Below are 18,273 nucleotides of genomic sequence, written 5' to 3' on the forward strand. Positions count from 1 at the left end.
GGAGCGGGGGAGGGGGCGACGGGGAGGCCGCGGTCGCGCGGCTGTGGCTGCCGGGGCTCGACGTGGCGCACGAGCGGTTCGGGCCGGGCTGGGTGCAGGGCAGCGGCCTCGGCCGCGTCACCGTGCGGTTCGAGCGTCCGGGCGACGCGGTGCCGGGGCGGGTGCGCACCTTTCCGACGGACGACCCCGAGCTGGGGCCCGCCGATCCGCTGCCCCTGGTGGCGGGGGAGGCGGGCACGGCCCCTCAGGCGTCCTCCTCGGGGGCGGCGAGCCGTCCGAAGTCGCGGTCGGGCGAGAGCGCCGGGTCCACCGGGCCGCCGCGGGGGATGTCGAGTCCGTAGTGGTGGTAGAGCTGGAGCTCCTGCTCGGGCGAGAGGTGGCGGCCCACCCCGAAATCGGGCGCGTCCTTGATCAGCGCGCGGGCGAAGGGGACCCGCAGCGCGTCGTTCACCAGCTCGCTGGGTTCCAGCGGCACGAACGCGTCCCGGCTGAACAGGCCGGTGCGCACCGCCGCCCATTCGGGTGTCCCGGTGGCGTCGTCGAGGTAGACCTCGTCCACGGTGCCGATCTTGTTGCCGTCGCGGTCGAAGACCTTGCGGCCGATCAGACTGCGCGGGTCGATGTCGGTCTGCACGCTTCCTCCAACTGATCGCCACTGATTACCGTGTGCCCGGTATGACCTACGTAAGAGCACATTCCGCGGCCTGGCCAGTCGAGTGGCGGCCGGGTTCCCGTGGAAGGGCACGCTGGTAGGCTCGGGGGCGGTTGACGACCTCACGCGGGAGAGTCCCGGTGCCGCAGGGTGCCGGGCGCCGAAGGAGCAACTCCTCCCCGGAATCTCTCAGGCTCCCGTACCGCGCGAGGCAGGCCACTCTGGAAAGCAGAGTGACGGCGGAGCCCGTTCTCCCTCGCCGCTCTCACCGACGGTGCAAGCCGTGGCACGCGAGTGACACGGTGAAGCTCTCAGGTCGCCATGACAGAGGGGGAGGCCCGTCAGGCATCGCCGCCTGACACCGCCGTAGGTCGCCGCGACCAGGAGGAGCCTCCCCATGACCGATCACCGCATCCCGCTGGCAGCCCTGGAGCAGGGCGTTCCGTTCGCCGCCCGGCACATCGGGCCCGACGCCGCCGACCAGGCGAAGATGCTCGCCCACACGGGCTTCGGCTCGCTGGACGAGCTGACCGCCGCCGCGGTCCCCGAGGCGATCAGGGACACCGAGGCGCTGCGGCTGCCCGAGGCGCGGGACGAGGCGGGCGTGCTGGCCGAACTGCGGGCGCTCGCGGCGCGGAACACGGTCCTGCACTCCATGATCGGCCTGGGGTACTACGGCACCTTCACCCCGCCGGTCATCCAGCGCAACGTCCTGGAGAACCCGTCCTGGTACACGGCCTACACGCCGTATCAGCCGGAGATCTCCCAGGGCCGCCTCGAAGCGCTGCTCACCTTCCAGACGGTCGTCTCCGACCTGACGGGCCTGCCCACCGCCGGCGCCTCGCTGCTCGACGAGGGCACCGCCGCGGCCGAGGCCATGGCGCTCTCCCGCCGCGTCGGCAAGGTCAAGGGCGGGGTCTTCCTGATCGACGCGGACTGCCTGCCGCAGACCGTCGCCGTCATCAGGACCCGGGCCGAGCCGACCGGCGTCGAGGTGGTGGTGGCCGACCTGAGCGAGGGCATCCCGGCCGAGGTCGCCGAGCGCGGCGTCTTCGGCGTGCTGCTCCAGTACCCGGGCGCCTCCGGCGCGGTCACCGACCCGCGCGCCCTGATCGACCGGGCCCACGGGCTCGGGGCGGTCGTCACGGTCGCCACCGACCTGCTCGCCCTCACCCTGCTCGCCTCGCCGGGCGACCTGGGCGCCGACATCGCGGTGGGATCCAGCCAGCGGTTCGGCGTTCCCATGGGCTTCGGCGGCCCGCACGCCGGATTCATGGCCGTCCGGAACGCCTACGCCCGCAGCCTCCCGGGCCGCCTGGTCGGCGTCTCGCGCGACGCGGGGGGCGCGCCCGCCTACCGGCTGGCGCTCCAGACGCGGGAGCAGCACATCCGGCGGGAGAAGGCCACCAGCAACATCTGCACCGCGCAGGTGCTGCTCGCGGTGATGGCGGGGATGTACGCCGTCTACCACGGGCCCGAGGGGCTGACCGGCATCGCGCGCCGCGTGCACCGTTACGCCGCCCTGCTGGCCGCCGGGCTGCGGGACGGCGGGGTCGAGGTGGCGCACGGCGCGTTCTTCGACACGGTCACGGCCCGGGTGCCCGGCAGGGCGGCGGCCGTGGTGGCCGCGGCCCGCGACGCGGGGGTCAACCTCCGCCTCACGGACGCCGATCACGTCGGCATCGCCTGCGACGAGCTGACCGGCCGCGCCCAACTGGCCGCGGTCTGGGCGGCGTTCGGGGTGGCGGGCGACGCGTTCGGCATCGAGATGCTGGACGCCAGGGTTCCGGACGCGCTGCCGAAGGCGCTCCTGCGCACCGACGAGTTCCTCACCCACCCGGTCTTCCACCGGCACCGCTCGGAGACCGCGATGCTGCGCTACCTGCGGCGCCTCGCCGACAAGGACTACGCGCTGGACCGGGGCATGATCCCGCTGGGCTCCTGCACCATGAAGCTGAACGCCACCGTGGAGATGGAGCCGGTCACCTGGCCGGAGTTCGCCTCGCTGCACCCGTTCGTCCCCGCCGACCAGGCCGAGGGCTATCTGGCGCTCATCCGCGAACTGGAGGAGCGGCTGGCCGAGATCACCGGCTACGACAGCGTCTCGCTCCAGCCCAACGCCGGGTCCCAGGGCGAGCTGGCGGGGCTGCTCGCCGTGCGCGCCCACCACCGGGCGGCGGGTCAGCCGCAGCGCACCGTCTGCCTGATCCCCTCCTCCGCCCACGGCACCAACGCGGCCAGCGCCGTGATGGCCGGGATGCGGGTCGTCGTGGTCGCCACCGGCGAGAACGGGGACGTGGACGCCGAGGACCTGCGCGCCAAGATCGCGGCGCACCGGGACGAACTGGCCGTGCTGATGGTCACCTACCCCTCGACACACGGGGTGTTCGAGGAGGACATCGCCGGGATCTGCGCGGCCGTGCACGACGCGGGCGGCCAGGTGTACGTGGACGGCGCCAACCTGAACGCGCTGGTGGGGCTGGCCAGGCCGGGCCGGTTCGGCGCGGACGTGTCCCATCTGAACCTGCACAAGACGTTCTGCATCCCGCACGGCGGCGGCGGTCCCGGCGTGGGCCCGGTGGCCGTCCGCGCGCATCTGGCGCCCTATCTGCCGGGGCACCCGCTGCGGCCCTCGCCCGCCGACGGCACCACGGGCGCGGTCGCCTCGGCGCCGTGGGGCTCGGCCGGGATCCTGCCGATCGCCTGGGCCTATCTGCGGCTGATGGGTGCCGCGGGGCTGCGCCGCGCCACGCAGGTCGCGGTGCTGGGGGCGAACTACATCGCCAAGCGGCTCGAACCGCACTACCCGGTGCTCTACACCGGCCCCGGCGGGCTGGTCGCGCACGAGTGCGTCATCGACGTCAGGCCCCTGACCAAGGCGACCGGGGTCACCATCGACGACGTGGCCAAGCGGCTGATCGACTACGGATTCCACGCGCCGACCATGTCGTTCCCGGTGGCGGGGACGCTGATGATCGAGCCCACGGAGAGCGAGAACCTTGCCGAGCTCGACCGTTTCTGTGAGGCGATGATCGCCATCCGCGCGGAGATTGACCGGGTCGGGTCGGGGGAGTGGCCGAAGGACGACAACCCGCTGGTCAACGCCCCGCACACCGCCGCCCAGTTGAGCGACGCATGGGACCACGCCTACGGCCGCCGGGAGGCGGTCTTCCCGGCGGGGACCGGGCAGGAGGGGAAGTACTGGCCGCCGGTGCGGCGCATCGACGGCGCCTTCGGCGACCGGAATCTGGTCTGTTCATGTCCGCCGGTGGCGGAGTACGCCGACTGACGCTCGACGGCCGGGACCGGTGCGCGCCGTTGCGTGCCGGCCCCGGACGGGTGGGGCGTGGGTCAGCTGGCGAGGCCGACCGGCGCCAGCCTGCTGGTCAGCAGAGGCAGCAGCGCGTCGGTGCGGACCGCGTGGTCCGCGGCGATGCCGGGCGGGGCGGGGGCCAGCGGCATCAGCAGGTCATGCGGCAGCGGGCTGCCGGTCTCGGGGTCGGCTTCGGGGTCGGAGTGCAGCCACAGCGTGAGCATGTACAGCTCGGGAATGGACAGCAGCCTGGGCTGGTGGTCGGCGGGCAGTGACTCGGCCAGGCTCAGGGCCCTTTCCGTGGACGCGATGTAGGGGCCCTCGCAGAAGTGGGAGAACGCCCAGCCGTCCGCCGTGAGCATCGTCTCCGCCGCCCCGACGGGACGACCGTCGCGGGTCAGCAGGAAGCGCCAGCCGGTGAGCCGGGCGGGTGGGGGGTCGATGACGCCGCTCACCGAGGACAGCCGGTGCACCGGCAGGGGGGACACCGGTTCAAGGGATCCCCGGCCCAGGTGCAGCGGGTGCGGTGATGTCACCGTGGAGGAGTTGAGCGCCGTCCGGATGCTGCGCTCTGCGGCAGCAGGAGCCGTCGGGATGTGCAGGGGCATGATGGGTCGCCTCTCGCTTTGGAGTAGGTCGCCTCTTATAGGGAGACACGCCGTGGCGGAGTTTATACGAGCTTTGTTCTCCCTACGTTTCAAGTAGCCGACCGGCGAGGTAACGGCAAGGGGGAAAACAGGCCGACCGGCCCGCCCGGGGAGCCGCACATATTCCGCTGGGATATGCCGCCGCGAGGGCGGAGCGCCACCCGGGGCATGCGTGCCACCCCCGTCACGTGGGCAGGATCGACCGCATGACGTCGTTCGGCACGGGAGGCGGCCATGGGAGAGAAGGTCGTTGCGGATCGGTTCGATCTGGAGGCCCGGAGGCGGTTCCGGGACCGGCTCCGGGCGTGTGGCGAGGCGCTCTCGACGCTGCTGCGCGAGGGCCGTTTCGAGGGCTCCCGTGACGTGATCGGTCTTGAGGTGGAGCTGTGTCTGGCCGATTCCGACGGTTCGCCGCGCATGGTGAATGACGATGTGCTCGCCCGAATGGCCACGCGGGATTTCCAGACGGAGCTGGGCCAATTCACCCTGGAACTGAATATGGCCCCGCGCGGCCTGGAGGGAAGGGTCTTCGACGATCTGGCCGAAGAGCTGCGCATCGCGATCGGATACGCCGACCGAATGGCCGGTGAATTCGGTGCCCGGTTGGTGATGACAGGAGTGCTGCCGACGATCACGGCCGAGCAGATGGTGCCCGCCTCGCTGTCGCCACGTGACCGTTACACGCTGCTCAACGATCAGATCATGGCGGCCCGCGGGGAGCACATCGACCTGGACATCTCGGGCGCCGAGCGGCTGCGGGGCACGTTCGAGTCCATCGCCCCGGAGTCCGCCTGCACCTCGGTGCAGTTCCACCTCCAGGTGACCCCGGAGCGCTTCGCCGCCACCTGGAACGCCGCGCAGGCCGCCGCCGGCGCGCAGATAGCCGTGGGCGCCAACGCCCCGTTCGTCTTCGGGCGCGAGCTGTGGCACGAGTCGCGCCCGCCGTTCTTCCTCCAGGCCACCGACAGCCGCCCGCCCGAGTTCGCCGCGCAGGGGGTCCGCCCGAGGAGCTGGTTCGGGGAGCGCTGGATCGGCTCCGTCGGCGAGCTCTTCGAGGAGAACCTGCGGTACTTCCCCGCGCTGCTGCCGCTGTGCGCCGACGAGGACCCGCGGGAGGTGCTGGAGGCGGGTGGCGTGCCCAGGCTGGCCGAGCTGACCCTGCACAACGGCACGGTCTACCGGTGGAACCGCCCGGTCTACGCCGTGGCCGACGGCGTTCCCCACCTGCGCGTGGAGAACCGCGTGCTCTCCACGGGCCCGACCGTCGTCGACACGGTCGCCAACGCCGCGTTCTACTACGGGCTGGTCCGCGCCCTGAGCGACCAGGAGCACCCGGTGTGGGAGCGGCTGCCGTTCGCCGACGCCGAGCGGAACTTCACGGCCGCCTGCCGCCACGGCATCGACGCCGAGCTCGCCTGGCCCGGCGAGGCGCCGGGCTCCGGCACCGTCCGGCTGGGCGCGGCCCGGCTGGTCGCCGACCGGCTCCTGCCGCTGGCCGGTGACGGGCTCGACGCCTGCGGGGTCGCCGCGGCCGACCGGGACCACTACCTGTCGATCATCGAGGAGAGGTGCCGGCGCGGGGTCACCGGGGCGGCCTGGCAGACTCGGGCCTACCACCGGGCGGTGGCCGACGGGGCGGACCGGGCGACGGCGCTGCGCGGCCTGGTCCGGCGGTACTGTGAACTGGCACGGACGGACGCCCCCGTGCACAGCTGGCCGACCGGGACGTGACCCCCGGCGGCGCGGGCGCGCCGGAGCGGAGGCGGAGTGCGGGTCATGCCGGATCGGACGACGGATCCGCCACCGGACGGTGGCGCCGTCCCGTCCCTCCAGCGCACCAGGCGCCACGAGCTGCTGCTGGTCCTGGCCCTGTCGCTGGGCGCCAGCGCGGTGGCCGCGCTGATCAGCTTCGTCGGCGACGCCACCGCCCCCGGCGGGCTGAGCGACCAGGCCGCCACGCTCAACGGCTCCCGCGCCCCCGACCGCCCCTGGCTCGACCTGGCCTGGCAGCTGTTCTCGATCAGCACCTCGCTGGTGCCCGTGCTGCTGGTCGCCCACCTGCTGCTGCGCGAGCGCGCCGAGACCGGCGGCGCGGGGCCGCGGGCCATCGGATTCGACGCCGGGCGGCCCGGGTCCGACCTGGGCTGGGGCGCGCTGGTCGCGGCGGGCATCGGCGGCAGCGGGCTGCTGCTCTACCTCGGCGCGCACGCCGCGGGGGCCAACCTGACCGTGGTGCCCGAGTCGCTGCCCGACGTGTGGTGGAAGATCCCCGTGCTGATCGCCTCGGCCATCCAGAACTCCCTGCTGGAGGAGGTCATCGTCGTCGGCTATCTGCTGCGGCGGCTCGACCAGCTCGGCTGGAGTCCGGTGGGCGCCCTGGCCGCCAGCGCGCTGCTGCGCGGCACGTACCACCTCTACCAGGGCATCGGCGGCTTCTTCGGCAATGTCGCGATGGGCGTCGTCTTCGTCTGGCTCTACCGGCGGTGGGGGCGGGTCATGCCGCTGGTCGTGGCGCACGCGCTGATCGACATCGTCGCGTTCGTCGGGTACGCGCTGCTGGCCGGCCGCGTGGACTGGCTCCCCACCGCCTGACGCGCCGGGCCCGGGGCCCGGCGCGTCCCGATCCGTTATCCCGGGCCCCCGCCCGCGGTCAGCGGGGCGGTCTCGATCCTGCCCTCGCCGCAGACCGTTCCCAGTGACCAGTCGGCCGTCGTGGCGCTGTACTCGTCGGGCGGGATCACCTCGATCATGGCGGGCTCGGGGCCGCAGGCGCCGTTCGCCGGGTCCTCCTCGCCCGGTACCACGGTCCAGTGGAGCTGCGCCCAGACGCTGGCGCCCGGCTCGATGGTCAACGGCTCGGGGTCGGCGGAGTCGTCGCGCACGGTCGTCGTGGGAATGGCGTCGCCGTCGCCCGCCGTCAGCTGGAGACCTGGCCAGCCCTGGGTGCGGCAGGTGTCGCCCGAGTCGTTGGTGAGCACCAGCGCCGCGTAGCGGTTGCCCGCACCCGGACTGAGCGGGGTCACCGCGGCGGACAGCGCGTCGGGGGAGCACCACGCGGGCTGCCCGGCCCCGGCCGTGCCCTCGCCCTCCCGGTCCTGCGCGCCCGGCCGGTCGGCCTCGTCGGCGGGCGCGTTCTCCTCGGTGTCGGGGGCGTTCTCGGTGTCGGTGTCGTTGTCGGGGGCGGCGGGTCGCTCGGCCGTCCGGTTCGACGCGGAGCCGGCGTCGCCGGCGGAGTCGGTGGACTCCGCGCAGGCGGCGACGGCGAGCAGCGTGAGTGCGGCGAGCGCCGCGGAGCGTACGGAGTGGGACGCCATCGGGATCCTCCGGTGGGGGAGTCGGCGATACGGAGGAGTGCTGTGACCTTTGGACGTGGTCACGTCAGAACGGGTTCCCCGGCGCCGCCCCGCGCACGCCTGCCGCGTTCGCCCCGCCTTCACCCCCTGGCGTAGTCCCTCAGATAGGCGGGCGTGGCGCCCCGGTGGCCTCCGTCCTCGGCGGGGACGGGCGCGCCGTAGGTGGTGGCGACGGGGAGGACTCCGGACCAGTGCGGCAGGTCGAGGTCCCCGGCGTCGTCGTTCGGCCCGCCGGCGCGGACCTTGGCCGAGACCTCGGCCAGGTCGAGCGCCAGGACGGCGGTGGCGGACAGCTCCTTGGCGCTGGCCGGGCGGCAGTCGGCGGCCCGGCCCGGCACCACGCCGTCGACCAGCACGTCGAGGGCCCGGCGCCGCTCCGCCTCCCCGGTCACCCGGTGGGCGGTGCCGTGCACCACCACCGAGCGGTAGTTGACCGAGTGGTGGAACGCCGACCGCGCCAGCACCAGGCCGTCGACGAGGGTGACGGTCACGCAGACCGGAAGGCCGGACTCGCCATCGGCCCGGAGCGAGGGCGAGCCGGTGGAGCCGTGGAGCCAGAGCCGTTCGCCGTCCCGGGCGTAGAGCGTCGGCAGCACGACCGGGTGCCCGTCGCGGACGAAACCGAGGTGGCACAGGTACCCCTCGTCCAGGATCGCGTGCACCAGCTCCCGGTCGTAGGCGATCCGTTCGCGGGAGCGGGTGGGGGTGGTGCGCGCGGTGGGCGGGTAGTCGGCCGGGCCGGGCGTCGGCGTGGCGGGCGTCGGCGTGCGGGGCCTCGTCGGCATGAAGATCTCCTCGGGTCGCTCTTGCTCGTCGCATTGAACTAGTGCAATACTCCTTTTGTGCTAGAAGAATATCGGATCGAGGGGCGCCGCGCCGCCGAGATCGCGGCCAGCGTCGAACGCGGGGTCGGTGAGGGGGAGTTGCGGCCCGGGGCACACCTGCCGCCGCTGCGCGAACTGGCCGTCACGCTCGGGGTCAACCCCAACACCGTCGCCGCCGCCTACCGGATCCTGCGCGAGCGCGGCGTCATCGAGACGGCGGGCCGCCGCGGCAGCAGGGTCAGGGCCCGCCCCGCCAGCACCCCGCGCGAGGAGATCCGGGTCGAGGCGCCGCCCGGAGTCCGCGACCTCGCCCAGGGGAACCCGGATCCGGCGCTGCTCCCGCCGCTCGCCCCGGTCCTCGCGGAGGCGGCGGCCCGCGCGGACCGGTCCCCCGTCCTCTACGGGGGACCGCCGGTCACCGAGGAGCTGGCGCGCGCGGCGCGCGCCGCGTTCGACCGCGAGGGCGTTCCCCCCGGGCCGCTGGCCGTCACCTCGGGGGCGCTCGACGCCGTCGAACGCGTCCTCGCCGCCCATCTGCGCCCCGGCGACCCGGTGGCCGTCGAGGACCCCGGCTGGTCCTCGCTCCTCGACCTGATCCCCGCCCTGGGGCTGCGTCCCGTGCCGGTGGCCGTGGACGAGGACGGGCCGCTGCCGGGGCCGACCGGCGACGCGCTGCGCGCCGGCGCGCGCGCCCTGGTCGTCACCGCCCGCGCGCAGAACCCCACGGGTGCCTGCGTCTCGCCCGCGCGGGCCGAGGAACTGCGCGCGGTGCTCGCGGCGCACGCCGACGTGCTGGTCGTCGAGGACGACCACGGCGGCGCCATCGTGGACCTCCCCCTCCACCCGCTCTCCGGCCACACCCGGCACTGGGCGCTGGCCCGTTCCACCGCCAAGGCGTACGGCCCCGACCTGCGGCTGGCCGTGCTCACCGGTGACCCGGTCACCGTGGACCGGGTCCAGGGCAGGCTGCGGCTCGGGCCCGGCTGGGTCAGCCACCTGATCCAGTCCACCGTGGCCGCCCTCTGGCGCGAGGGCGCCGTCGACACGGCGGAGGTGGCCCGTTCCTACGGCGCACGCCGGAGCGCGCTGATCGCCGCGCTCGCCGCCAGAGGCGTGCGGGCGTGCGGCCGCAGCGGCGTCAACGTCTGGGTGCCCGTGCCCGACGAGACCGGGGCCGTCGCGCGGCTCCTGCACTCCGGCTGGGCGGTCGCGCCCGGCGCGCGGTTCCGGATCGAGGCGCCCCCCGGCGTGCGGCTGACCGTCTCGACCCTCGCGCCCGGCGACATCGAGCCGCTCGCCGACGCGATCGCCGCCGCCGTCCGCCCTCCCCGGGCCCGCCGCCAGGACTGACCGATGTGCGGCGCGGCCGTCTCCCGGGTCGGGGAAGGGCGCCGGCGTGGCGGCCTCAGGGGCGCGGGGGATAGATCAGGTGTCCGTTCCGGACCCGCGCGTCCTCGTTCAGCGCCGCGGGCCGTGCCGTCGTGGGCGACAGGATGTCCACGACCTCCGCGCCCTCGACGATCAGCGCGTCGGTGATCAGCCTGCGGTGACAGCGCCAGGGCACCGCCTCGCTGCACATGATCGCGGGCCGTGCGTGCTGGGCGAGTTCGAGCAGTGCGTCCAGCCCTCTCCTGAAGTCCTCGCCCGCCATGTAGTCGGCGTAGTCACGGAAGGCTCTGACCCGCCAGGCACCGTTCACGCTCGGAACGCCCTTGGGCGTGTGCCGTCGGCCGCCCAGCTCGGGGATCCACCGGTATCCGATATCGGGAGGAAGGGCGTCGACGATCGCCTGCCGGTTCCACTGCGGGAACGTGCTCGACGAGGGGAACGAGCGCACATCGACCAGGTGGTCGACCTCGTTGTTCCGCAACAACTCCAGCATGTCGTCGAAGCCGCGCGTCGAATGCCCCACCGTATGGATACGGTTCGTCATCCCGCCGCCTCACCCGGACCACGTGGTGGCCCTCGCCGATCAGCTTCCCCCGCGATACGGGCATATGCTCCCATCCGGGCGAGGCGTCGGCCATTCCTGCTGCGGAGCCTGGCCTGCTCGCCGAAGGGCCGTCAGCGGATCTCGACGTACAGGTCGCCGGGCGGTCCGCCGCCCGGCCCCACGTCGCCCTCTCCGGCAAGCCGGATGCGCGTTCCGGACCGCACGCCGGCCGGGATCCGCACGGTGAGGGTCCGGCGCTCGCGCACGCGGCCGTCACCCCCGCAGCGGGGGCAGGGCGACGGGATGGTGACGCCGGAGGCGCGGCAGGTGGGGCACGGTCCGGTGCTCCGGGCGAGGACGATCTCCCCGCTCCCGAGACAGCGACGGCAGCGGACGGCCTGCGTGCCCGGCGCGGTCTCGGCGCCTCGGCAGCTCTCGCAGAGGACGGCGATCTCCGCCTGGAACTCCTTGGCGGTGCCCGACGCCGCCTCGGCCGGGCTCACATCCAGCTGGGCCAGGACGTCCTCGCCCTGGTAGGCCCGGCGTTTGGGCGGCGAGGGGGGATGGCCGGACCGTGGGCGGCGTTGCTCCGGCGCTCCGGTATCCCGCGCCTGAACCCGCCGCTCGGGCTCAGGGCGGCTGTCGCCCGCGCCGACGTCGGCGATGAACACCCGGTACTCCAGGTCCGCCCACATCTTCGGCGTCTGGCGCGCCCCCGCCCGCCGCACCCGCTCGTACACGTAGTCGTACAGCTCGGTGACCGTGATCCGGCCGTCCCCGTCCCCGTCCGCCGCGCCGCTGCGCAGGCCCTCGATCAGCGCGCCCGTGAAGCGGGACGGACGCGGTCCCATGGCGTCGCCCTCACCTTCCCAGGCGTACTCCAAGCGGTTGGTCGCCGTGAGAATCACGCGGCCCCGCCCGGTCAGCTCCTCCCTCACGCCGACGTAGTCGTCGCCTCTGGTCCCCGGGAAGATCGCGCCGCTGTAGCAGCAGTCCAGCAGCAGGATGATCGTGCGCGCCCGGCACTGCTCCATCCGCTCGTTGAGGAACGCCGCCGAGACGGCCGTGGACGCCGGGAGGTCCCTCTCGGTGTCGGACGCGGCGAAGTGGAGGCGGCCCTCGTCGTCCCTGATGCCGTGGCACGACAGGTGCAGCAGCAGCGTGTCGTCCCGTCCCCGGCCCTTGAGGAAGCGCTCCAGCGCCTTCCTCACCTCGTATGACGTCGCGTCCACCAGCCGCTCGACGCCGAACTTCCCGATCGCCGGGTCGCCGAGCACCACCGCCAGGCCCTCGCAGTCCTGACGCGGGGAGAGCAGCGGCTCGAACGCCGGGCTGTCATAGGCGCCGTTGGCGATCAGTAACGCCGCGCGGCTAACCCCGTGCCCCGCCACCGTCACTCCCCGGACGCTGGCTGCGGCGGCGCGCCGGCGTTCGGAAAGGTCTCCGAATCGCGCGTGCCCACCGGCTGAACGCCCGACTCCCGGACGCCGATGCTCATCCGACCTCCCCCTGCCGACCCGGGGCGCCAGTGTAAGGCGCTCCCGGGCGCCCCCCACTCCCGGGTGCTCCGGCTACCTGAGTGCCTCGTACGCCGATCCGATCTGAGCGGTTCGCGCGTACTTCTTCACGTCATCCGGTGCTCGGAGGCCGCCATCCCGGCTGATGGCCGACAGATGCGCGGCAAGGTGGGAATACTCCTCGACGAGCCCGCGCTCCGGCGCGCAGAAAACAGCCGTGGACGCGTCCATCTGGTGCTCCGTCATGGGGGAGGCGCATCCGGGAACGTGGACGGGCGCGCGCATGGGGTACGCCGCGAAATCATTCGGCTCGGAGTGGTCCTGGTAGATCATCCACCCGGAATAGAGCCCCGCGCACAGACGCACATCGATCCTTCGCCGCCCCCCTTCCTCCACGGAAAGGTCCTTTCCGTCCGCGTGTCGCTTCTCGACGGTCACGGAGTTCTCCTGGCTGTTGGACCATCTGACATGTCCCGAGATCTTGCCCCCGACGCCGTTGTATTCGACTCCGGCCTCCGCGCCGAAGCCGTGGTCGAACCCCTCGGCGGTCTTCTCCGTGACGGCTACGGCAGCGGCCGAGGACCATCGCACGGTGAGTGGCCCCTGCACCGGGATCGTTCGGCAGACGAGCGGTGCCGAACCCACATGCACCCCGACGAAGGCGCGGTGGGCCGCGCCGGCGGCGTGGGCGGCGAAAGCACGCCCGTGGACTCCGGCCCAATTGAACTGGCTCTTGATCCACTCGTTCGTGTCGGTCGGCCACTCCATCCAACTGGAATGAACCACCTTCACCCTGCTCCTGTCGAACGTGACGCCTTCCGCCCAGTGCCCCTCGGTCTTTTCCGCGATCCGACCGCACGCGTCATCCAGGGCCATTTCCTTCTGGATCTCGTCGCTGGTGACATAGACATCCCACCCGGGCTGAATCACGTACTGCCCACTGTGCTGCCCTTCGAAGAGCACCGGACAACGGTCGAGGTACATGGAATCCGGGGGCGTGTAGGGGAGGTCCCCTTTGTGGTCCTTGGGGAGAACGTTGTAGCGGCCGAGCTGTTCGTCCCCGTAATAACTCACCATGGCCAGATCCCTTCTCGAAGGCGTCCGGAGGAACCTTAGGCGGCCAGACGGAAAGTCCCCTCCATGCCGCTCGGGAGGTCACCGTAATGGCTGGCGAGGGAGCGGGGCGGGGAGGGGTCCCGGTCGCGGTGGGGTTCCATGGTGACCATGATGCGTAGAACGCCATCCGCCGCCGTTGTCGCCGTTGTCGCCGCCGTCATGCTGGCCGCTGTCACGTCGTGTTCCTCGGATTCCTCGGATTCCTCGGACGGGTCCTCCGACAAGGGGCGGCCCAGCACGTCCGGCTCCGGGTCACCCGCGTCCGACCCCACCCCGGCTCCCACGGAGACGGCCTCGCCCTCGCCCTCGCCGATGGGGCCGTGTGCCGACGGGACGTGTGAGATCGAGGTCGCGGTGGGGGACGAGGTGACGGTGCCGGCCGCGTACGGCCTCGGCCCGATCGAGGTGATGGCGATCACCGGCGGTTCCGTCGAGATGGCCGCGCCGCTGACGGGGTCGGGCTACAGCGTCGCGGGCTGTTCCGGTGGCGGCGGCGTGTCGTCGGACGGCGGCGGTGGCGTCGGGCTCACCTGCGACGTGGGAACCGTCGCGACCATCAACGACACCATGTCTTTGGAGGTCGTCGAGACCCTGGACAGCACCGCCGTCCTCCGTATCGAACCCGCTGCGTGACGTACGGCGTGCTCGGGCCGGCAGGTCGCCGCCCCCTGCCGCCGCGTCCCTGACTCAGGTCACCGGCCGTCCCGCAGCCGGACCACCGCGCGCCCGGTCGCCGGGTCGTGCTCCAGCGTGATGTACCGGCTGAGGACGGCGAGGGCGACGAGGCAGCCGCTCATCTCCAGCCCCTCCTCCACGATCGTTCCCAGCAGGAGCACGAGGCTGTAGCCGTTGTGGTGCGCCCAGCCGTTGAACGTTTCGGTCAGCAGTGCCCCGGCCAGATATACCGCCAGCGCGCCCAGCAGCCCGTACTGAAGGTCACGCGGGAGCTTCCGGGCCCACAGCACGGCGCACACGGTGCCGGCCGCCGCGAGGACCGCGCCGGGCAGCACCCAGGCGTGGGTGGGGAGCGAGACCCCTGCCCACTCCTTCCACGACCGGCCGACCTCGCCGAAGCGCTCATGCAGCGAGATCGTCTCGTCGATGCTGAGCAGCGCGGTCGCGGCGGCCAGGCCCAGCCAGGCCAGCCGCCCGGGGCGCGCGTCGCGCCCGCTGAGCAGCGCGGCGGTCAGCGCCATGCCCGCGACGGCCAGCAGCAGCGTGCTGTTCCACCAGGTCGCCAGGTTGGCCTCGACGTCGACGTTCACCAACCTGTGGATGCTCGGGATGGGGTCGTATCGGTTGTAGGCGCGCGTGGCGAGGTCGGCGAGGAGTAAGGCCGCGGTGGCGCCCGCGGCGAGCCGCAGGACGCGGGGGGCCGGCGGTCTCGCGAGCCCACCCACGAGCCGGTCGCGAGTTTGAGGGTCGGTCATGTGTACGGAGGCTAGCGGCCCGATCATCGGACGAAGTGCGCGGGGTGTCCGATATGTAGGGCCGACGCCTCTCCGACCTCACAGGGCACTACAGCTAGCTCTTGACCGATCCCGACATGAGTCCCCCGATGAAGTACTTGCCGAGGACGATGTACACCAGCAGGGTCGGCAACGACGCGAAGAGCGCTCCCGCCATCGAGACCCCGTAGTTCTGGAGCAGGGCACCGTTGGCGAGGTTGTTCAGCGCGAGGGTCACCGGGCCGTTCTGGCTGGAGGAGAAGAACACCGCGAAGAGGAAGTCGTTCCAGGCCGAGGTGAACTGCCAGATGAGCACGACCACGAAGCTCGGCATCGAGAGCGGCAGGACCACCGACCAGTACGTCCGCAGCATCCCCGCGCCGTCGATGCGCGCCGCCTCGATGAGCTCGTGCGGGACGCTCTGGTAGTAGTTGCGGAAGATCAGCGTCGTGATCGGGATGCCGAACACCACGTGCAGCAGGATCAGCGTGGGGATGCCGCTGGGCAGGGACAGGTCCAGGACCAGCTCGTTCAGCGGGATGATCACCGCCTGGTACGGGATGAACATCCCGAACAGGATGAGGGTGAACACGAGGTTCGCTCCCCGGAAGGACCAGCGCGCGAGCACGAAGCCGTTGAGCGAGCCCAGCAGCGCGGCGATGATCGCCGAGGGCACGACCATCTGCGTGGTGCGCCAGATCGCCGGCGCCAGAGTGTCCCAGGCGGTCTCCCAGTTGGCGAGCGTCCAGTCGGACGGAAGATTCCACGCGCGCTGCGGCGCCGCGTCCCCCGGTCCCTTGAAGCTGGTCACCAGCAGCACGTAGACCGGGATCAGGACGATGAGCAGGAAGAAGAGGAGCGCCGCGTAGCGCAGCGTGCGCGCCAGGCTGAAGCCCTTCGCGCGCCGGCCGCTGTCCCGCGGTTCGGGTATGCCCGCGGTCTCCCGCGGCGGGACCGCCCGGGTGGAGAGCGTGGCCATCACTTCTCCTTGCGATTCGTGAGGATGAGATAGGGAACGACCACCACGGCCACGAGGACCAGCAGGATCGATCCGACGGCGGCGGCGTTCGCGTAGTCGAAGCTCGACTTGAAGAGGTACATGTCGACGGCGGGCACCTTGGTCTGGTAGTTCGCCGGCTTGGAGATCGACATGATCAGGTCGAAGGACTTCAGCGACATGTGGCCGATGATGATCAGCGCGGAGAGCGCGACCGGCGACAACTGCGGGAACAGCACGTGCCGGTAGAGCTGCCAGGTGCTCGTGCCGTCCACCCGGGCGGCCTCGCGCAGCTCGGGCGGGATACCGCGGAAGCCCGCCAGGAAGAGCGCCATGACGTAGCCCGACAGCTGCCAGATCGCCGGGATCGCGATCGCGGTGATGCCGTAGTCGACGTTGTTCCACCAGTTGTTCTGCATGAAGTCGAGCCCGACCATCTGGAAGAGCCGGTTGAGCCCGGTGGCGCTCTCGTCCTGGCCGGAGTTCAGCAGCCACCGCCACACCACGCCCGAGGCGATGAAGGACACCGCCATCGGAAAGAGGTAGACCGAGCGGAAGATGCCCTCGCCCCTGATCGGGGTCTCCAGCATCCACGCCCACACGAAGCCGATGAGCAGGGTGCCGCCGAGGAAGAGCAGCGTGTACAGCAGGAGGTTCTTCAAGGAGTGCTGGAACGCCTCGTTGCCGAGGAGGTCGAAGTAGTTCTCGAACCCCACGGAGCTCGACGGTTCCTCACCCGTGGTCTGGGCGGCCGTGTGGATGTCGGTGGTCGACGTCCCCACGTTCACGGCGATCAGCCCGTAGACGAACACGCCCACGAGAATCAGCGAGGGAGCCAGGAGCAGCAGCGGTGCCCCGACTCGTTTGAGGGTTCTGGTCATTGATGTCTCCCTGCGCCGCGGTGCGCCGCCGGCGAGGGCCGGCGGTGCGCCGCGGCGTGGTCCGGATCCGGCGCCGGGGCGGCGGCGCGGATCGGCCGCCGCCCCCGGGTGATCGCCGCGAGTCAGCCGGCGGCCGCCGCGGTGGCGAGCTCCGACTGGAACGCCGAGAGGTCGGAGGCTCCGGAGGTGAACTTGCTGGTGGCGTCGGTGACGGCGTTCAGGGTGGCCACCGGCGTCGCGGCGCCGTGCGCCAGGGAGGAGACGATCGTGTCCTGGCCGAACGACTCCATGGCCGTCTGCTGGTACTCGGAGAAGTCGGCCGGATCCGCGTCCGTGCGGGCCGGGATGGAGCCCTTGGCCGCGTTGAACGCCGTCTGTCCCTCCGACGAGGCGACCGTCTCCAGCCACGCCTCGGCGCCTCCCTCGTGCGGGGCGCCCACCGGCAGGGTGAAGGAGTCGGCGAGGAAGTCGAAGACCCCGTCCGTGCCCGGAACGGGCGCCGCCATGAAGTCCGTTCCGAGGGCCTTGCCCTGCTCCTCGAACGACGCGATCGCCCAGTCGCCCATCACGTTGAAGGCGGCGTTGCCGTCGACGACCATCTGCGTGGCCTCGGGCCAGTCCAGGCCGTCGCGGTCGTCGTTGGTGTAGCTCATGGCCCGCTCGAAGTCCTCCAGGGCCGCGGTGACCTCGGCGCTTTCCCAGTCCGTCGTGCCGTCCCACAGGCCGCTGTAGGAATCGGCGCCGAGGTCGGCGAGCAGGATCGTCTCCAGCAGGTGCACCTGGGTCCACGCGGTGGCCACGGACAGGGGGGTGACCCCCGCCTCCTGGAGGGTGTCCAGGTCGGCGAACCACTCGTCGAGCGAGCCGTAGGCCCTCTGCGGGTCCAGGCCGTTCTCCTCCAGCACGGCCGGGTTGGACCACATCATGTTCGCCCGGTGGATGTTCGACGGGATCGAGTAGATCTCATCCTCGTGCGTCAGCCGTTCCAGCAGATCGGCGGGGAAGACGTCGCGCAGGCCGAGCTCGTCGTAGAGCGGGGAGAGGTCCTGGAGCTGGCCCGCGTTGATGTAGTCCAGGAGCTCCATGCCCGCGTGGGCCTGGAAGGTGTCCGGTGGGTCGTTGGCCTGGAGACGGGACTGGAGCAGGTCCTTCGCCGCCGAACCGGCGCCGCCGGCGACGGCGCCGTTGACGAACTCGGTGTCCGGGTGCTGCTCGTTGAACACCCCGACCAGTGCGTCAAGGCCCGCCTTCTCCGAGCCGGCCGCCCACCAGGTGAAGACCTCGACCTCGGAGGCGGAGCCACCGCCCTCCGAACCGCCGTCGCCGCCGTCGCCGTTCGAGTTGCCACTGCATGCCGAGAGTGTGAGGGCGGTGATGGCGGCGCCCGCCACCATCGCGCCGATTCTGCGGTTGACACGCATACAAGTTCCCTACGCCTTCGTTGCCGTACACGGGATCGGCGCGCGCGGGGGAGTGCGCGGCCGAGGGGCGCCGTGGTGCGCCCCGTTGTCCGGCAGTCATCCAAGGGCTCCCGAACGGTTGAAGTCAAGAAGTAAATCCATAACGAACCGGAAGCGCACCTTGGAGTTGGG

17 protein-coding genes, 1 pseudogene and 1 riboswitch are annotated in these 18,273 nt (G+C 72.1%); of the genes and pseudogenes, 6 read left to right on the top strand and 12 right to left on the bottom strand.

What is annotated here, in order from left to right:
* A pseudogene (locus ADY01_RS40195) lies at positions 1-341 on the top strand (DNA polymerase IV); the annotation flags it as partial.
* On the opposite strand, the gene ADY01_RS01945 reads toward ADY01_RS40195, so the two are convergent.
* A complete protein-coding gene (locus ADY01_RS01945; RefSeq protein ID WP_049564543.1) occupies positions 245-634 on the bottom strand; it encodes a PRC-barrel domain-containing protein in 390 nt (129 codons plus the stop codon). The pseudogene ADY01_RS40195 and the gene ADY01_RS01945 sit on opposite strands and share 97 nt — an antisense overlap.
* A 135-nt stretch (positions 635-769) precedes the next feature.
* A riboswitch (glycine riboswitch) is annotated at positions 770-867 on the top strand.
* Between the two features lie 182 nt (positions 868-1,049).
* Here ADY01_RS01945 and gcvP point away from each other — a divergent pair.
* On the top strand, positions 1,050-3,941 hold the full coding sequence (gene gcvP / locus ADY01_RS01950; RefSeq protein ID WP_049564544.1) for an aminomethyl-transferring glycine dehydrogenase: 2,892 nt from the start codon (positions 1,050-1,052) through the stop codon (positions 3,939-3,941).
* Between the two features lie 62 nt (positions 3,942-4,003).
* On the opposite strand, the gene ADY01_RS01955 is transcribed toward gcvP, so the two are convergent.
* Positions 4,004-4,573 carry a hypothetical protein gene (locus ADY01_RS01955; protein WP_049564546.1) on the bottom strand — a complete coding sequence of 190 codons (570 nt, stop codon included), beginning with the start codon at positions 4,571-4,573 and terminating at the stop codon, positions 4,004-4,006.
* Between the two features lie 273 nt (positions 4,574-4,846).
* Between ADY01_RS01955 and ADY01_RS01960 the strand changes: the two genes are divergently transcribed.
* On the top strand, positions 4,847-6,343 hold the full coding sequence (locus ADY01_RS01960) for a glutamate--cysteine ligase (RefSeq protein WP_049564549.1): 1,497 nt from the start codon (positions 4,847-4,849) through the stop codon (positions 6,341-6,343).
* Between the two features lie 45 nt (positions 6,344-6,388).
* The gene (locus ADY01_RS01965; protein ID WP_049564610.1) at positions 6,389-7,204 is read left to right on the top strand and encodes a CPBP family intramembrane glutamic endopeptidase; all 816 of its coding nucleotides are present in this window, start codon (positions 6,389-6,391) and stop codon (positions 7,202-7,204) included.
* 35 nt (positions 7,205-7,239) lie between these two features.
* Here the strand turns inward: ADY01_RS01965 and ADY01_RS01970 are convergent, their stop codons facing one another.
* Together ADY01_RS01970 and ADY01_RS01975 are read right to left on the bottom strand one after the other, a co-directional pair.
* Entirely contained in the window at positions 7,240-7,926 is a 687-nt protein-coding gene (locus ADY01_RS01970; RefSeq protein ID WP_049564551.1) for a DUF4232 domain-containing protein, read from the bottom strand.
* A 119-nt stretch (positions 7,927-8,045) separates the two neighbouring features.
* The gene (locus tag ADY01_RS01975; protein WP_049564552.1) at positions 8,046-8,750 is read right to left on the bottom strand and encodes a pyridoxamine 5'-phosphate oxidase family protein; all 705 of its coding nucleotides are present in this window, start codon (positions 8,748-8,750) and stop codon (positions 8,046-8,048) included.
* 57 nt (positions 8,751-8,807) lie between these two features.
* Between ADY01_RS01975 and ADY01_RS01980 the strand changes: the two genes are divergently transcribed.
* On the top strand, positions 8,808-10,139 hold the full coding sequence (locus tag ADY01_RS01980; protein WP_049564555.1) for an aminotransferase class I/II-fold pyridoxal phosphate-dependent enzyme: 1,332 nt from the start codon (positions 8,808-8,810) through the stop codon (positions 10,137-10,139).
* A 55-nt stretch (positions 10,140-10,194) separates the two neighbouring features.
* On the opposite strand, the gene ADY01_RS01985 is transcribed toward ADY01_RS01980, so the two are convergent.
* The 4 genes from ADY01_RS01985 to ADY01_RS39620 form a co-directional block, all read right to left on the bottom strand.
* The gene (locus ADY01_RS01985; RefSeq protein WP_049564557.1) at positions 10,195-10,722 is read right to left on the bottom strand and encodes a DUF488 family protein; all 528 of its coding nucleotides are present in this window, start codon (positions 10,720-10,722) and stop codon (positions 10,195-10,197) included.
* 131 nt (positions 10,723-10,853) lie between these two features.
* Positions 10,854-12,119 (bottom strand): caspase, EACC1-associated type, encoded by a 1,266-nt coding sequence (locus ADY01_RS01990; protein ID WP_159000900.1) that lies wholly within the window; start codon positions 12,117-12,119, stop codon positions 10,854-10,856.
* Positions 12,120-12,293: 174 nt separating this feature from the next.
* Positions 12,294-13,316: a hypothetical protein gene (locus ADY01_RS01995; protein WP_049564559.1), complete on the bottom strand. Its 1,023-nt coding sequence runs from the start codon at positions 13,314-13,316 to the stop codon at positions 12,294-12,296.
* 35 nt (positions 13,317-13,351) lie between these two features.
* Positions 13,352-13,774, bottom strand: a complete 423-nt coding sequence (locus ADY01_RS39620) for a hypothetical protein (protein ID WP_199826143.1) — start codon at positions 13,772-13,774, stop codon at positions 13,352-13,354.
* Between ADY01_RS39620 and ADY01_RS02005 the strand changes: the two genes are divergently transcribed.
* A complete protein-coding gene (locus ADY01_RS02005) occupies positions 13,764-13,988 on the top strand; it encodes a hypothetical protein (RefSeq protein WP_234320005.1) in 225 nt (74 codons plus the stop codon). The two genes, ADY01_RS39620 and ADY01_RS02005, sit on opposite strands and share 11 nt — an antisense overlap.
* Positions 13,989-14,047: 59 nt before the next feature.
* On the opposite strand, the gene ADY01_RS02010 is transcribed toward ADY01_RS02005, so the two are convergent.
* From ADY01_RS02010 to ADY01_RS02025, 4 genes are all read right to left on the bottom strand, one after another.
* Complete coding sequence (locus ADY01_RS02010) at positions 14,048-14,785, bottom strand: hypothetical protein (protein ID WP_053170422.1); 738 nt, start codon at positions 14,783-14,785, stop codon at positions 14,048-14,050.
* A 94-nt stretch (positions 14,786-14,879) separates the two neighbouring features.
* Positions 14,880-15,782 (bottom strand): carbohydrate ABC transporter permease, encoded by a 903-nt coding sequence (locus ADY01_RS02015; RefSeq protein ID WP_049564563.1) that lies wholly within the window; start codon positions 15,780-15,782, stop codon positions 14,880-14,882.
* Positions 15,782-16,681, bottom strand: coding sequence for a carbohydrate ABC transporter permease (locus ADY01_RS02020; protein ID WP_049564565.1), 900 nt, complete (start codon positions 16,679-16,681; stop codon positions 15,782-15,784). The genes ADY01_RS02015 and ADY01_RS02020 overlap by 1 nt, the downstream gene beginning before the upstream one ends.
* Before the next feature lie 122 nt (positions 16,682-16,803).
* Complete coding sequence (locus tag ADY01_RS02025; protein ID WP_049564567.1) at positions 16,804-18,102, bottom strand: ABC transporter substrate-binding protein; 1,299 nt, start codon at positions 18,100-18,102, stop codon at positions 16,804-16,806.
* Positions 18,103-18,273: the final 171 nt, after the last annotated feature.

The sequence above is a fragment of the Streptomyces sp. SBT349 genome, assembly GCF_001083795.1.
Taxonomy (GTDB): Bacteria; Actinomycetota; Actinomycetes; order Streptomycetales; family Streptomycetaceae; genus Streptomyces.